The sequence below is a fragment of the Streptomyces sp. NPDC003035 genome (assembly GCF_042888285.1).
Lineage (GTDB): Bacteria > Actinomycetota > Actinomycetes > Streptomycetales > Streptomycetaceae > Streptomyces.
Window position 1 is genome coordinate 111,789 of record NZ_JBIAPJ010000010.1, and the last position, 14,381, is coordinate 126,169.

12 protein-coding genes and 2 pseudogenes are annotated in these 14,381 nt (G+C 71.4%); 8 read left to right on the forward strand and 6 right to left on the reverse strand.

The window, feature by feature from the left end; genetic code table 11:
* The first annotated feature begins 330 nt into the window (after positions 1-330).
* The 3 genes and pseudogenes from ACFYV5_RS29420 to hutH all read left to right on the forward strand — a co-directional run bounded on the left by ACFYV5_RS29420 (position 331) and on the right by hutH (position 3,455).
* Positions 331-1,530: a hypothetical protein gene (locus ACFYV5_RS29420; protein WP_389173351.1), complete on the forward strand. Its 1,200-nt coding sequence runs from the start codon at positions 331-333 to the stop codon at positions 1,528-1,530.
* A gap of 188 nt (positions 1,531-1,718) precedes the next feature.
* A pseudogene (locus ACFYV5_RS29425) lies at positions 1,719-1,832 on the forward strand (DNA-binding protein); the annotation flags it as partial.
* A gap of 81 nt (positions 1,833-1,913) precedes the next feature.
* Positions 1,914-3,455 (forward strand): histidine ammonia-lyase, encoded by a 1,542-nt coding sequence (hutH, locus tag ACFYV5_RS29430; RefSeq protein ID WP_389173575.1) that lies wholly within the window; start codon positions 1,914-1,916, stop codon positions 3,453-3,455.
* Between the two features lie 75 nt (positions 3,456-3,530).
* On the opposite strand, the gene ACFYV5_RS29435 is transcribed toward hutH, so the two are convergent.
* Positions 3,531-3,791: a hypothetical protein gene (locus tag ACFYV5_RS29435; RefSeq protein ID WP_355105528.1), complete on the reverse strand. Its 261-nt coding sequence runs from the start codon at positions 3,789-3,791 to the stop codon at positions 3,531-3,533.
* 109 nt (positions 3,792-3,900) lie between these two features.
* Here ACFYV5_RS29435 and ACFYV5_RS29440 point away from each other — a divergent pair, with 109 nt between their 5' ends.
* Both ACFYV5_RS29440 and ACFYV5_RS29445 read left to right on the forward strand, forming a co-directional pair.
* Positions 3,901-4,272 (forward strand): hypothetical protein, encoded by a 372-nt coding sequence (locus ACFYV5_RS29440; RefSeq protein ID WP_355105530.1) that lies wholly within the window; start codon positions 3,901-3,903, stop codon positions 4,270-4,272.
* A gap of 200 nt (positions 4,273-4,472) precedes the next feature.
* Positions 4,473-5,738: an Ig-like domain-containing protein gene (locus ACFYV5_RS29445; RefSeq protein WP_389173354.1), complete on the forward strand. Its 1,266-nt coding sequence runs from the start codon at positions 4,473-4,475 to the stop codon at positions 5,736-5,738.
* Between the two features lie 55 nt (positions 5,739-5,793).
* Here ACFYV5_RS29445 and ACFYV5_RS29450 read toward each other — a convergent pair whose 3' ends face one another.
* Positions 5,794-6,642 (reverse strand): helix-turn-helix transcriptional regulator, encoded by an 849-nt coding sequence (locus tag ACFYV5_RS29450; protein ID WP_355105533.1) that lies wholly within the window; start codon positions 6,640-6,642, stop codon positions 5,794-5,796.
* Positions 6,643-6,771: 129 nt separating this feature from the next.
* Here ACFYV5_RS29450 and ACFYV5_RS29455 point away from each other — a divergent pair, with 129 nt between their 5' ends.
* Both ACFYV5_RS29455 and ACFYV5_RS29460 read left to right on the forward strand, forming a co-directional pair.
* Positions 6,772-7,824, forward strand: a complete 1,053-nt coding sequence (locus ACFYV5_RS29455; protein WP_389173357.1) for an NAD(P)-dependent alcohol dehydrogenase — start codon at positions 6,772-6,774, stop codon at positions 7,822-7,824.
* Between the two features lie 123 nt (positions 7,825-7,947).
* Positions 7,948-8,289, forward strand: a pseudogene (locus ACFYV5_RS29460) (DUF1330 domain-containing protein); the annotation flags it as partial.
* Positions 8,290-8,348: 59 nt separating this feature from the next.
* Here the strand turns inward: ACFYV5_RS29460 and msrA are convergent.
* The 4 genes from msrA to ACFYV5_RS29480 form a co-directional block, all read right to left on the reverse strand.
* Positions 8,349-9,008 carry a peptide-methionine (S)-S-oxide reductase MsrA gene (gene msrA, locus ACFYV5_RS29465; RefSeq protein ID WP_355105537.1) on the reverse strand — a complete coding sequence of 220 codons (660 nt, stop codon included), beginning with the start codon at positions 9,006-9,008 and terminating at the stop codon, positions 8,349-8,351.
* 86 nt (positions 9,009-9,094) lie between these two features.
* Entirely contained in the window at positions 9,095-10,213 is a 1,119-nt protein-coding gene (locus ACFYV5_RS29470; protein ID WP_389173577.1) for a hypothetical protein, read from the reverse strand.
* A 15-nt stretch (positions 10,214-10,228) separates the two neighbouring features.
* Positions 10,229-11,842, reverse strand: a complete 1,614-nt coding sequence (locus tag ACFYV5_RS29475; protein WP_389173360.1) for a M48 family metalloprotease — start codon at positions 11,840-11,842, stop codon at positions 10,229-10,231.
* Between the two features lie 169 nt (positions 11,843-12,011).
* Positions 12,012-13,115, reverse strand: coding sequence for a hypothetical protein (locus tag ACFYV5_RS29480; protein WP_389173362.1), 1,104 nt, complete (start codon positions 13,113-13,115; stop codon positions 12,012-12,014).
* Between the two features lie 106 nt (positions 13,116-13,221).
* Here ACFYV5_RS29480 and ACFYV5_RS29485 point away from each other — a divergent pair, with 106 nt between their 5' ends.
* Entirely contained in the window at positions 13,222-14,376 is a 1,155-nt protein-coding gene (locus ACFYV5_RS29485) for a cystathionine gamma-synthase (RefSeq protein ID WP_355105543.1), read from the forward strand.
* Positions 14,377-14,381 lie beyond the last annotated feature (5 nt).

Consider the following 14,381-nt stretch of genomic DNA (forward strand, 5'->3'; position numbering starts at 1 on the left):
GCGCCGGGCGCTGGTCGTACCGGCGCCGGGTGAGGCGGAGCGTCCGTGCGGGAGTGGGACCGCGGCGGACCGGACGGGCTGGTTCCGGACGGGCGGGGCGTTGTGCGCCGGGGCGTACGTGGGGGAGGGAGGGGGCCGCCTCGACGGGGGTGCCGGCCACCGTGAGGTGAGGCCGGCCGCGGGGCGGTCCTGATGGCGCGCGCGTGCGCCCTTGTCGGGCCGATACCACCTCCCTAGCGTCGCTGGGCACCGAGACCCTGCCTCCGCAGGGTCGGTGACGGTCGATCAGGGGGGTTCATGAAGAGCCGATTCAGACGTTCCCTCGCCCTCGTGGGAGCGCTTGTCCTGCTGCCCTTCCTGGCGGTGTCCGCCCACGCGGAGCCGCCCGAGCCACTGTCCGCCGACGAGATCGCGGCCCTGTCCCCGGAGCGGCAGGCCGAAGTGCTCGAACCGCTACGGCTGGCCGCCGACGCCGCCGCCCAGGCCGGGCAGTCCGGCGCCTGGGCGGACGTCTACACCCAGGTCGAGATGGCCTCCGACTACCGCTCCGTCAACGTGTATCTGACCGACCCGGGCCAAGGCGCGCGCTTCCTGGCCGCCGCGCACCGGGCCGGCCCCGAGGCGGACTCCCGCCTGATCCGTATCCTCCCCGCCAAGAAGTCCCGCACGGCCCTCAGGGACGAGATCTCCGCCCTCGCCTCCCGTACGGACCTGCCCTTCATCGTGTCCCTGGCGGGAACGTCGGCGGACGGCGGCACCATCGAGCTCGCGGTCGACAAGCCGGCCGCGGCCCGGGAGTGGTTGGCCTCACCGGCCGTCGCCCGGCAGCGCGCGGCGGGCGGGGCCACTCCGGTCCGGGTGCGCCAGGCGCCGCCGTCGGCGCCGCTGAGCCGGTGGAACGACACGGCACCCTTCTACGCGGGGGCCGCGCTCGGCCCCGCCAACGGCGACCGCTCGTGGTGCACCAGCGGGATCCCCGCCGTCAGTACGTGGGACGGGCGTCAGTGGCTGGTCACCGCCGGGCACTGCTACAACGTCAACGACAACGTCTGGGCGGCCGGCGGCAATTACATCGGCCAGGTGAAGTACAAGCGGCCGGAGCTCGACGCGGCCTTCATCGAGGCCCGGACCTACCGCAACACCTGGGACGGGGTCGACGCGACGGGCTACAGCCGCTATCTGAACGGGGTCCGCAACGTCGCGGTCGGTGACTTCACCTGCCAGCTGGGCTACAACTCCAAGGTGGTCTGCAACATCCGCACGGTGTACGCCGGCAACGCCAGCTGGGTCGTCAACGGGACGACTGTCTGGGGCAGTTACGGCGTACCGCACTACGGCGGCATCGTCGGGCGCGGCGGTGACAGCGGCGGCCCGGTGATCTCCATCAACGACCCCAACTCCCGGCAGCTCAACGGGATCGTCAGCTACGGATACGGGTGCAACGCCGCCAGGGAGTGCAGCACCGGGCTGGCCTGGGTCGATGTCTGGTCCATCTTCAACGGCTTCGCGATCAAGCTGAACCCGTCCTGACGGGCGGCGCAAGGGCGAGCTGACGGCCACCTCCGCCGCCTGGGTCGCGTTCACCGCGTTCGCGAGCGCTCACACGGTGGCCCCTCCCCGCTCCCGGCCCCTGCCACTCGGCGGGGGCCTTCGGCGTTCGCGGGGGGCCGCCGCGGCCCCGGGGACACTCCCCTTCCCCGGCAGGGCAGAGGGCGTCGGCGACGGTGGCGGAAGCCGCCCTTCGTCAGCCCGGTCCGGTCGCGATCCTCACCTCCGACGTCGACGACATGATCCGGCTGTGCGGCAATCAGGTCAGGCTCATCGCGCTCTGAGGGCGGCCTCGCCGGGCTGGCCGCGCGACACGACAGCTAGTGACAGGTCGCTCTTCAGTCCGTAGGGTGCTGAATATGGATATGCACACTGTCGTCCTTGGCACGTCCGGCACCACCCCCCAGGACGTCATCGACGTCGCCCGCCACGGCGCCCGCGTCGAGCTGTCGGCCGAGGCCGCGGAGGCGCTCGCCGGTGCTCGGGCCGTCGTCGACGCGCTCGCCGCGAAGCCCGAGCCCGTGTACGGCGTCTCGACCGGGTTCGGCGCGCTCGCCACCCGGCACATCAGCCCGGAGCTCCGTGCCCAGCTGCAGCGCAACATCGTCCGCTCGCACGCCGCCGGCATGGGCCCGCGCGTCGAGCGGGAGGTCGTGCGCGCGCTGATGTTCCTGCGGCTCAAGACCGTCGCCTCCGGGCACACCGGTGTCCGGCCCGAGGTCGCGCAGACCATGGCCGACGTCCTCAACGCCGGCATCACACCGGTCGTGCACGAGTACGGCTCCCTCGGCTGCTCCGGCGATCTCGCGCCGCTCTCCCACTGCGCGCTCACCCTGATGGGCGAGGGGGACGCCGAAGGCCCCGACGGGAGCGTCGAGCCTGCCGGTGAGCTGCTCGCCGCCGCCGGGATCGCGCCCGTCGAGCTCCGCGAGAAGGAGGGCCTCGCCCTCCTCAACGGCACCGACGGCATGCTCGGCATGCTGATCATGGCCCTCGCCGACCTCGACACCCTCTACAAGTCGGCCGACATCACCGCGGCCCTCTCCCTCGAAGCCCTCCTCGGCACCGAGAAGGTCCTCGAACCCGAGCTGCACGCCATCCGCCCCCACCCCGGCCAGGGCGCCTCCGCCGCCAACATGCTCGCCGTGCTCAAGGGCTCCGGGCTCACCGGCCACTTCCAGGAGGAAGAGGCCCCGCGCGTCCAGGACGCCTACTCCGTGCGCTGCGCCCCGCAGGTCGCCGGCGCCGGCCGCGACACCATGGCCCACGCCCGCCTGGTCGCCGAGCGCGAGCTCGCCTCGGCCGTGGACAACCCCGTGGTCCTCGCGGACGGCCAGGTGCGCTCCAACGGCAACTTCCACGGCGCCCCCGTCGCGTACGTCCTGGACTTCCTCGCCATCGCCGCCGCCGACCTCGGCTCCATCGCCGAGCGCCGCACCGACCGGCTCCTCGACAAGAACCGGTCGCACGGGCTGCCGCCCTTCCTCGCCGACGACGCCGGCGTCGACTCGGGCCTGATGATCGCCCAGTACACCCAGGCCGCCCTGGTCAGCGAGATGAAGCGGCTGGCCGTCCCGGCCTCCGCCGACTCCATCCCGTCCTCCGCGATGCAGGAGGACCACGTCTCCATGGGCTGGTCCGCCGCCCGCAAGCTGCGCACCGCGATCGGCAACCTCAACCGGATCATCGCCGTCGAGCTCTACGCCGCCACCCGGGGCATCGAGCTCCGCCGCGGCCTGACCCCCGCCCCCGCCTCGCAGGCGGCCATCGACGCCCTGCGCGCCGCCGGGGTCGAGGGCCCGGGGCCGGACCGCTTCCTCGCTCCCGACCTGGAGGCCGCCGACACCTTCGTACGGGAGGGCAGGCTCGTCGCCGCCGTGGAGCCCGTCACCGGGCCGCTCGCGTAACCGTCACGTACGAAAAGGCAGGGCCGCCTCCCCGCGCACGGGGAGGCGGCCCTTTCGCGTGTACGGCCCAGCGGCTCAGTGGACCCGGCCGCCGCGTCTCATCGCCAGCGCCACGAATCCCGCTCCCACGGCGAGAAAACCCGTCCCGCCGATCAGATACGGCGTCGTGTCCGGGCCGCCCGTGTCCGCGAGGCGGTTCTCGGTCGCCTCGCGCTCCTGCTGGGTCGAGGTGACCCGGTCCTCGTCGGTCGCGTTCGCGGACGGCACGAACCACAGGGCGAACAGCAGTGTCCCGGCCGCCGTGGCGGTCAGCAGTGGACGTCGAGCGACGGTCACGGAGATTCGATCCCCCTTGCGGAACCGCGAATTCGGTAGGTGCGCCGATGCTAATGAACACAGCGGGTCGCAGGAAAGTCGAGCGGCCGCGCAGCCTACGCTCCCTCGTATGAGCACTTCCGAGACATCACGTTATGTACGACTTCGGGTGGAAGTAGTCCTGGAGATCGACGGCCCCGAGGAACTCACCGAGGCGGCCGTGGGCCGGATCGACACCGACGAGTTCATGCCCGAGGACGAGCGAGGGCACGCCCGCTCCGCCGTGCGCGAGGACAGCGCCGAGGCCCTGGCCTACCTCATCGAGCCCTTCGACCTCGTCAGGCAGGTCCCCGGGATCGAACTCGTCCAGGCCTCGTGGAGCAGCGAGGAGATCGACTACGACCCCGATGCCCAGGAGTGGGACCTCGACGAGGAAGATGAGGTGGACGAGGACGACGACGAGAGCGACGCGTACGACGCGGACGGCGGGGAACGGGTCTAGCAGGGGGGCGCAGCACCTCTGGAAGCCCCGGTACGGCCCCCCGTGCCGGGGCTTCCCGTTGCCGGGGCTTCCTGCTGTACGGGAACCGGACGCTCCGCGACGACGTGTCGATCAGTGGCGTTCCCCACAAACCGCCCGGTTCCGGAACCGCGGGGGGTCATATGGATGTTCAGACGAGTGTTGGCAGGGATTCGGCGACGATGGAGAAGCGTGTGATGACGGACAGCAAGCGCCGGAGGGGCCTGGCGGCGACGGCCGCGGTGCTCGGCGGCGTATTGGTGCTCTCGGCGTGCAGTGACGGGGACAAGGGCGGTGCCCCCGACAGTTCCGCGTCGCAGTCACAGGCTCAGGTCGACGAGGCCGCGGCGCAGAAGACGTCGAAGGCCCAGATAGCCATCTCGCCGAAGAACGGCGCCGACAACGTGTCGATCAACAACGGCACCGAGGTCAAGGTCTCCGAGGGCACGCTCTCCCAGGTCACCATGACCGACGCGGAGGGCAAGAGCGTCGAGGGCGAGATGTCCGCCGACAAGCTGAGCTGGAAGCCCAGCAAGCAGCTGAAGCGGTCCACCGTCTACAAGATCGCCGCCACCGCCACGGACGCGGAGGGTCTGGAGGCCCACGAGAACTCCTCCTTCACCACCGTCTCGCAGGCCAACAGCTTCATCGGCAACTTCACGCCGGAGGACGGCTCCACCGTCGGCGTCGGCATGCCGGTCTCGATCAACTTCAACAAGGCGATCACCGACAAGAAGGCCGTCCAGAGCGGCATCACGGTCTCCTCCAGCAGCGGCCAGGAAGTCGTCGGCCACTGGTTCAACTCCCAGCGCCTGGACTTCCGCCCCGACGACTACTGGGCCGAGGGCTCGACCGTCACGCTGAAGCTGAACCTCGACGGCGTCGAGGGCGCCGACGGCGTCTTCGGTGTCCAGCAGAAGACCGTCACCTTCAAGATCGGCCGCAACCAGGTCTCCACCGTCGACGTCGCCACCAAGACCATGACGGTCAAGCAGGACGGCAAGACGGTCAAGACCATCCCGATCTCCGCCGGCTCCCCGGAGAACCCGACCTACAACGGTCAGATGGTGATCTCCGAGAAGTTCAAGGAGACCCGGATGAACGGCGCCACCGTCGGCTTCACGGACGACGACGGCAAGGGCGAGTACGACATCAAGGACGTCCCGCACGCCATGCGGCTCTCCACGTCCGGCACGTTCATCCACGGCAACTACTGGGGCCCGGACTCCATCTTCGGCTCGGCCAACACCAGCCACGGCTGTGTGGGCCTGAACGACGTCAAGGGCGCCGGCGACCCGAACCAGATGGCCGCCTGGCTCTACGACCACTCCATCGTCGGCGACGTCATCATCGTCAAGAACTCCAAGGACAAGACGATCTCGCCCAGCAACGGCCTCAACGGCTGGAACATGAGCTGGTCGGCCTGGAAGGCCGGCTCGGCGGTCTGACCCCGTACGTACGGCAACGGCGGCCCCCTCCGAGTGGAGGGGGCCGCCGTTCTCTTCACCGTACGACCGGCTGCTCAGCGCCCCAGCTGGCCAGCAGCCGCAACGCCTCCTCCGAGGCCGACCCCGGCTCCGCGTGGAAGGTCACGAGGCACTGCTCCGGGTCGTCCGTCAGCGTCAGCGTCTCGCACCACAGCGTCAGCTCACCCACCAGCGGATGATGAAGCCGCTTGCTGCCGTGCCCCTTGTCCTTCACGTGGTGCGCCGCCCAGAGACTCCTGAACACCTCGCTCTTCACCGACAACTCGCCGACCAGCGCCGACAGCAGCGGATCGTCCGGATGGCGCCCCGCCTCCAGCCGGAGATGGCTGACGACCTCGCACGCCTTCTGCTCCCAGTCGACGAAGAGATCACGGCAGTTGTCGCCCAGGAAGAGAAGGCGGGCGATGTTGCGCTGCTCGGGCGGCAGCGCGGTGACGTCGCCGAACAGCGCGGCGGCCATGCGGTTGGACCCCAGGACGTCCGTGCGCCGTCCCACGACGTACGCGGGCACCCCCACCATCGCGTCCATCAGCTGCTGGACGCCCGGCCGCAGGCGCTGCGGCCGCGACGGCCGCCTTCGCCCGGGCGCCGGCTTGGCCAGCCGCGTGAGGTGTTCCCGTTCGGCCTCGCTCAGCCGCAGCGCCCGCGCGATCGAGTCCAGCACCTCCATGGACACATTGCGGCCGTTGCCCTGCTCGAGCCGGGTGTAGTACGCCACGGACACCCCGGCCAGCTGCGCCAGCTCCTCCCGGCGCAGCCCCGGGACGCGGCGATGACGCCCGAACTCCGGCAGGCCCACGTCCTCCGGCTTCAGCCGGGCCCGGCGCGAGCGCAGGAATTCGCTGAGTTCGGCACTGAGATCCATGCAGCCCGATTATCCCAGGTCGTACGACCGGACGGACGGATGTTCCTGTCCCTGCCAGTGGTACGCACGCTGGACGTAGGCAGAACAGAGGGCTGGGTACGACCTGCGCGCTCCGGCAGGCTTGCCACCATGACCACGAACGTTTCCTCCGTAGCCGCCTATGCCGCACCCGCCGCGAACGCCCCGCTGGAGCGCACCACGGTGCCTCGGCGCGCGGTGGGCGAGCACGACGTCCTCATCGAGATCGCGTACGCCGGCATCTGCCACTCCGACATCCACCAGGCCCGTGACGGCTGGGGCGAGGGCATCTTCCCGATGGTCCCCGGCCACGAGATCGCCGGCATCGTCACCGAGGTCGGCGCCGGGGTCACCCGGCACAAGGTCGGCGACCGCGTCGGCGTCGGCTGCTTCGTCGACTCCTGCCGGGAGTGCGACTACTGCCGCCAGGGCCTGGAGCAGTACTGCGTCACGGGCGGCACCGGCACGTACAACGCCCTCGACAAGAACGGTGAGCCGACCTACGGCGGCTACTCCACCCACATCGTCGTCGACGAGAACTACACCCTGCGCATCCCCGACGGCATCGCCCTCGACGAGGCCGCCCCGCTGCTCTGCGCCGGCATCACCCTCTACTCGCCGCTCGCCCACTGGAAGGCGGGCCCGGGCAAGAAGGTCGCGATCGTCGGCCTCGGCGGCCTCGGCCACATGGGCGTGAAGATCGCCCACGCGCTCGGCGCCGAGGTGACCGTGCTCAGCCAGTCGCTGAAGAAGCAGGAGGACGGCCTCAAGCTCGGCGCCGACCACTACTACGCCACCAGCGACCCGGAGACCTTCACGAAGCTCGCCGGCTCCTTCGACCTGATCGTCTCCACGGTCTCGGCCCCGATCGACTTCGGCGCCTACCTGAGGCTGGTCAAGACGGACGGCGCCCTGGTGAACGTCGGCGCCCCCGAGGAGCCGATCGCGCTCAACCTCTTCTCGCTGATCGGCGGCCGCAAGACGCTCGCCGGCTCGATGATCGGCGGCATCGCCGAGACGCAGGAGATGCTCGACTTCTGCGCGGAGCACGGGCTGGGCGCGGAGATCGAGGTCATCGGCGCCGACCGGATCAACGAGGCGTACGAGCGGGTGCTGGCGAGCGACGTGCGCTACCGCTTCGTGATCGACGCGTCCACGATCTGACGGTCGACCGGCGGCGGTCGACAGCGCCGGTCGACGGTGCCGCTCGACGGACGTCGGAGGCGTCGCCGGGGCATGACGTCCGGGGTAATCGACCCGTACGGCATGTCCCGGCACGCTGAGCCCATGACCGCATACGCGATGGCGAACCTCAGCCCGAAGCCCGTCCTCGACGAAGAGATCTTCGAGTACATGGAGCGCATCCAGGACACGCTCGACCCCTTCGGCGGCCGGTTCCTCGTCCACGGCGCCCCCGAGCGGGAGGTCCTCGAGGGCGAGTGGCCCGGCGCCCTGGTCCTCGTCGGCTTCCCCTCGATGGAGCGGGCGCGCGCGTGGTACGACTCCGCCGCCTACCAGGAGCTGATCCCGCTGCGCACCCGGCACATGGCGGGCGACATCCTCCTGATCGACGGAGTCGGACCCGACTACGACCCGGCGGCCACCGCCGCCCTCCTGCGCGCCGCGTCAGGCGGCCACGGCACGGCCCCGACGGTACGGCCTGCGGTGGGTCGGCCGGATGACCGCCGCTACTCGGCCTTCGCGACGCCGATCGGGCAGGAGACGCCCGTACCGCCGATGCCGCAGTAGCCGGCCGGGTTCTTGTCCAGGTACTGCTGGTGGTAGCCCTCCGCCGGGTAGAACGGGCGGCCCTCGGCCGGGAGGATCTCCGTGGTGATCGTGCCGTAGCCCGAGCCCGTCAGGACCTTCTGGTACGCGGCGCGGGAGGCGTCGGCCGCCGTGGCCTGGGCGGGGGAGTGGGTGTAGACCGCCGAGCGGTACTGGGTGCCGACGTCGTTGCCCTGGCGGAAGCCCTGGGTCGGGTCATGGGACTCCCAGAAGAGCTTGAGAAGCTCCTCGTACGAGACGCGCCGCGGGTCGAAGACGACCCGGACGGCCTCGGTGTGGCCGGTGAGGCCGGAGCAGACCTCCTCGTAGGCCGGGTGCGGTGTGAGACCGCCCTGGTAGCCGACCAGGGTCGTCCAGACGCCCTCGGTCTGCCAGAACTTGCGCTCGGCGCCCCAGAAGCAGCCGAGGCCGAAGTCCGCGACCTCGAGGCCCTCGGGGTACGGGCCGAGCAGCGGGTTGCCGAGGACGGTGTGGCGCTCGGGCACCGTGAACTCGGGCTCCGGGCGGCCCTTCAGCGCCTGCTCGGGCGTGGGGAGGACAGGGGTGCGTGACAGGAACATGCGGCATCTCCTCGACGGTGGGCGTTGTAAGAACGCCCGGGGGCCGGAAGGGATTCCCTTCCGGCCCCCGGGCCCCGCCGCGGTGCTCAGGCGCCCGAACCGTTGGCCACGCACTCGTCGCGCATCCGGCAGAACTCCTCCGCCGCGTTGCCCCGGTGGCGCCACGGCAGGAACGCACCCGCGTGGCCGTCCACCAGGCGGAACTGCTCCAGTGCCTCGTCCCACCGCTCCTGCAGGTACAGGTAGTACGCCAGCAGATGCCGCACCTCGGACAGCCGCGGGTGGTCCGGATCCGCCGCGGCCACGTCCGCGAGCACCGCGTCCACCGTCGCGTACATCTCGGGCGTGCGGTCGACGTCGGCCGAGTCCGAGTCGTCGTGCTCGAAGTGCGCGATCAGCGGGAACACCGACATCAGCGTCCCGGCGGGCGCCCCGGCCGCCGCCCGTACGGCGAAGGCGCGGGCGAGCTCCTCGGAGCCGCGCCACTTCGCGCACCAGTACTGCAGCGCCGAGAAAGTGGCCTCGTAGTGGTGCGGGGCGCGGTCGGTGATCTCCTTCCAGACGCGGTGCATCTCCTCGTGCGGGAGGCCGAGGCCGATCGCCGTCCAGATCTGACCCACGTACGGAGCCGGGTCGTCCTCGGGCGCCAGGGCCTCGGCGCGCGTGTGCTCGTCGCGCGAGCGCAGCAGGGTGCTGCGGAAGCCCTGGAACTGTTCCTGGGTGGTGTACTGCGCGCGCTTCGCGCCCCGTACCTTCCAGGCCAGGACCACGGTGCTGCGCGCCCGCAGGAGGGCCGCGCCCGGGTCGTCGGGGCGGGCGGCCTCCCACGCCAGCAGCCAGGTGTCGTCCTCCGCGGCCACGTCGGCCAGCTGCTCACCGTAGTGGGTGCGCAGCTCCCAGTCGCGCTTCTCCGCCGTCTCCTCCAGGAGATCGGCGGCGGGCTGCCAGTCGCCGGCCCTGGCCGCCGCCATGGCCACGAGGAGAGCGGGCTGCAGCGGCGCGGGGAGTTCGGTGTTCTGGCGCTCGGGCGGCAGCAGCCCCAGTGAGGCGACGCGCGCGGCCGTCTCCTCGGCGTCCGGATCGTAGTTCCGGCCCTCGCGCATGCCCTCGATCGTGCCTTGGACGATGGCCTTGAGGAAGTACAGCCCGAGGGCCAGTACGCCCAGGACGAGGGGGGTCAGGATGATCCAGAGGATGATCACGATGGGGACCTGTGTTTCTTACGGGGTCTGCAGAAGGAGGCGGAGGGGGCCGGTGTCCGGGCGGTCGGCGACCGCCGCGTCGAGGGCCGCCGGGAACGCGTCCTCGTAGCCGGGCGGCAGACGCAGGCTCGCCGGAGCGGCCCAGGACAACTGCCAGCGCGCCCGGCCGTCCTCGGTGAGCGCGTCCGTCACCAGCTGGGACAGGCCGCGCCGCAGCACCGGCCGGGCGAACTCGCGGGCGGCGCGCCCCGTCGCGGCGCCGGCCTGCTCGGACTTCGGGAGCCGGTCGGTGATTTCCCAGACCTTTCCGGCGTCGATCGCGTCGAGCAGAGCGTTCAGTGCCGTACCCGACTCGGAACCCTCGGAGACCGTCCCCGCCACCTCGGCCGTCGCGCTACGCACCGGCTCCGACTCGCTCACGGAATGCGCGGTCATGGACTCGTGGACCAGCTCCGGCCACTCCACCCGCCGCATCCGCAGCGCGTCCGCCGTGAGCGAGACGTCCTCCACCGCGGCGAGTGAGCGTTCGGGCGAGACGAGCAGCGTGAGCGAGGGCTGCGACGGCCGCGCGCCGCGGCCGTCGTCGGGCAGCGCTTCGAGCAGGGCGACCCGTTCGGCCATGGGCGGGTGGGAGTCGTAGGGGGAGGCCGGCTGCGTCGGCAGGTCGTACCGCAGGTCGTCCAGTTCCTCCGACCGCGCGGCGAGCAGATGCCGTACGCCGCCGATCACCTCGCCGTGCGGGGGCAGCAGCCCGAACTCGGCTCCCATCGTCGCGTACGCATCGAGGAAGAAGCCGTTGGCCGCCTCCACGACCGCGATCTCGCGCAGCGCGGACGCGGTCGCGTCCCGCCCGGCGATACGGGCCGCCGCGAGGTCGGCGGCGCGTTCCTGCCGGCGCGAGTCCGCTTGCGTGGCGCGCAGGGAGAACCGTCCGTAGGCGGTGTAGATCCGCGCCATCGCGCGGAAGGTGAAACCCACACCGGTCGTGTCGATCTCGTGCGCCTTCTTGCCCTTCGCGAGCCGCTTGGCGGCCTTCTTCTCCTGTCGCGCCCGCTCCTTGGCGACCTTGCCGCCCGCCTTCTCCTCGAAGTGCGCGACGGTCCGTGCGACCTGGACGCGGCCGCGGGCGGTGATGCCGGAGAGGCGGGTGTCCGCGTGGACGAAGTGCCCGAACTCATGGGCCAGGACGGCCCGCAGCTGGTCCTCGGAGAGTCCGGCCATGAGCGGAAGGCCCAGGTAGAGGCGGCGCCGGCCGCCCAGCAGGCCGAGGAGCCGGGAGTCCTCACTGACGGCGGCGTTGACCTCCCCGGTCAGCCGGATCTCGTCCGGCGCCCGGGTCCCGACCTGTTCGGCCAGCTCCCGCACGGTCCGCCAGAGCTTCGGCTCGTCCGCCTCGGTGACGAGGACGCCCGTGGTGATCTCGTCCTGGGGCGTGCGCAGCATGAGCATGCCGCGGACGACGGGGACCGCCAGGACGGCGGTGACGACGTAGAACTTGAGCGCCCAGGGACCGGGGGTCCAGAGCGTGGCCGCCCAGTCGATCAGACCGAGGACGACCAGCACGGCGAGGCCGAGGAGATAGAAGCCGGCAAGCAGCACGAGGGCGCGCAGCGCGCGCAGAGAAGCGCCCATTGGGCAGAGTTCCCCCACGGAGAAAGGTGATCGTTCGAGCTGTGGGGGGAAGCGGAGTATCACCCACCGACGCGTGCGCCGTCCACCGGGAAAGGCCGTCCGACCTGGGATCTCGTACGGCCTGGGGCTCTCGTACGGCCTGGGCTCTCGTACGGCCTGGGCTCCCCCGCTACCGCGGCAGGGTCGCCGGGCTCCCGCCGTTCGACTCGTACCCGGCCACCGCCAGGTTCCGGTACATCGTGTACTCCGCGGCCGGGTCCGTGTTCATCGTCCACGGCAGCGCGCCGACGTGGCCGTCCACGTGCACGAGCTGGTTCATCGCCTCGGACCAGCGCTCGGCGCGCACCAGGAAGAGCACGAGCAGATGCCGGACGTGGGCGAGCATCGGGTCGTCGGGGCGGGCGGAGTGGACGGCGTACAGCGCGCCCTCCATCGCCCGCCGCACCACCTCGGTTCCGAAGAAGTCCTGGACGAGGACGACTTCGGGCAGGTGTTCGTACACCGCGAACAGCGGCAGCGCGGCGAGCAGCGAGCCTTGCGGCGCGCGGGCCGCGGCCGCCGTCGCGAAGCGGTCGGCGTCCTCGCGCGAGCCGTGCCACTTCTCGCACCAGTAGTGCAGGGCGGCCAGGTGCGCGCCCATGTGCTGCGGGGCGCGGTCGATGATCTTCGCCCAGACCTGGTCGAACTCCTCGTGGCTGTAGCCGAGTCCACGGGCGACGGCGAGCTGCACGATGTACGGGACGGGGTCGCCGGGGGCGAGCAGCGCCGCCTCCTCGCTCACCTTCTTCGCCTCTTCGAGGATGATGCGGAAGTCGTCGGTGCCGGCCGCGGAGGACCGCCAGGCCTGCTGCACCAGGAACTCGGCGTGCACGGCGGCCCCGCCCGGGTCCTTGGGCGAGTCCGCGCGCCAGGCGCGCAGCCACGCGCCTCCGACGCCGGGCTGCTGCTGGAGCTCCAGGGAGGCCGCGCCCGCGAACGCCTGGACGCGCTGCCAGCGGACCTCGCCCCCCTTCTCCGTACCGGCGAGGAGCTGCGAGGCCGCCCGCCAGTCCTGCGTCGCCTGGACCACGTCGAGCACATCGAGCAGGTCGGCGTCCGGTCCGGGCATCCGTACGTCCTGCTCCTCCTGGCGTACGAAGCCGTACGCCTCGGGGTCCGCGGCGTCGGGCGAGCCGGGGGCCACCTGATGGATTCCGCCGCGGCGGCGCCTCAGATACGGAGCGAGGACCGCGAACAGCAGCCCCATCGCGAGCAGGAACCAGAGAATCTCCATGGGTCCATTGTCCAGGACGGCCCGCGCGGCCCGTGCGCCACGGGGTGAGACACCCGGTGAGACGGTGGGCGGCGATGGGCCGCGCTCAGGACTACGCTCCTGCCTCATGAGCGACGAGCACACGCACCAGAGCTTCGAGACCCGCGCCATCCACGCGGGCAACACGGCCGACCCGCTGACCGGCGCGGTCGTCCCGCCCATCTACCAGGTGTCCACCTACAAGCAGGACGGCGTCGGTGGGCTGCGCGGCGGTTACGAGTACAGCCGGAGCGCCAACCCGACCCGTACGGCCCTCGAGGAGAACCTCGCGGCCCTGGAGGGCGGCCGGCGCGGTCTCGCCTTCGCCTCCGGTCTCGCCGCCGAGGACTGCCTGCTGCGGACGCTGCTGGCCCCCGGCGACCACGTGGTCGTGCCGAACGACGCCTACGGCGGCACCTTCCGCCTCTTCGCCAAGGTGGTCCAGCGCTGGGGCGTGGACTTCTCGGTCGCGGACACCTCCGACGTCGAGTCCGTGCGCGCCGCGGTCACCGACCGTACGAAGGTGATCTGGGTCGAGACCCCGTCGAACCCGCTGCTCGGCATCACCGACATCGCGGCGGTCGCGGACGTGGCGCGTACGGCGGGCGCGAAGCTCGTCGTCGACAACACCTTCGCCTCGCCGTACCTCCAGCAGCCGCTGTCGCTCGGCGCGGACGTCGTCGTGCACTCGCTGACCAAGTACATGGGCGGCCACTCCGACGTCGTCGGCGGTGCGCTGGTGACGGCCGACGAGGCGCTCGGCGAGGAGCTGGCGTACCACCAGAACGCGATGGGCGCGGTCGCCGGTCCCTTCGACTCGTGGATCGTGCTGCGCGGCATCAAGACGCTCGCCGTCCGCATGGACCGGCACAGCGAGAACGCGACCAAGGTCGCCGAGATGCTGACCCAGCACCCGAAGGTCACCCAGGTCCTGTACCCCGGGCTGCCGGAGCACCCGGGGCACGAGATCGCCGCCAAGCAGATGAAGGCGTTCGGCGGGATGATCTCGTTCCGTGTGGCGGGCGGCGAGGAGGCGGCCGTGGAGGTGTGCAACCGCGCGAAGCTGTTCACGCTGGGTGAGTCGCTGGGCGGTGTGGAGTCGCTGATCGAGCACCCGGGCCGGATGACGCACGCGAGCGTGGCGGGTTCGGCGCTGGAGGTCCCGGCGGACCTGGTCCGGCTCTCGGTGGGCATCGAGAACGTGGACGACCTGCTGGCGGACCTGCGTCAGGCGCTGGGCTAGCCGGT

Excerpts from the sequence above, each read along its gene's own strand:
- hutH (WP_389173575.1), top strand. The coding sequence starts at position 1,914 with ATGCACACTGTCGTCCTTGGCACGTCCGGCACCACCCCCCAGGACGTC.
- ACFYV5_RS29440 (WP_355105530.1), top strand. The coding sequence starts at position 3,901 with ATGAGCACTTCCGAGACATCACGTTATGTACGACTTCGGGTGGAAGTA.
- ACFYV5_RS29445 (WP_389173354.1), top strand. The coding sequence starts at position 4,473 with ATGGAGAAGCGTGTGATGACGGACAGCAAGCGCCGGAGGGGCCTGGCG.
- ACFYV5_RS29450 (WP_355105533.1), bottom strand. The coding sequence starts at position 6,642 with ATGGATCTCAGTGCCGAACTCAGCGAATTCCTGCGCTCGCGCCGGGCC.
- ACFYV5_RS29455 (WP_389173357.1), top strand. The coding sequence starts at position 6,772 with ATGACCACGAACGTTTCCTCCGTAGCCGCCTATGCCGCACCCGCCGCG.
- msrA (WP_355105537.1), bottom strand. The coding sequence starts at position 9,008 with ATGTTCCTGTCACGCACCCCTGTCCTCCCCACGCCCGAGCAGGCGCTG.
- ACFYV5_RS29475 (WP_389173360.1), bottom strand. The coding sequence starts at position 11,842 with ATGGGCGCTTCTCTGCGCGCGCTGCGCGCCCTCGTGCTGCTTGCCGGC.
- ACFYV5_RS29480 (WP_389173362.1), bottom strand. The coding sequence starts at position 13,115 with ATGGAGATTCTCTGGTTCCTGCTCGCGATGGGGCTGCTGTTCGCGGTC.
- ACFYV5_RS29485 (WP_355105543.1), top strand. The coding sequence starts at position 13,222 with ATGAGCGACGAGCACACGCACCAGAGCTTCGAGACCCGCGCCATCCAC.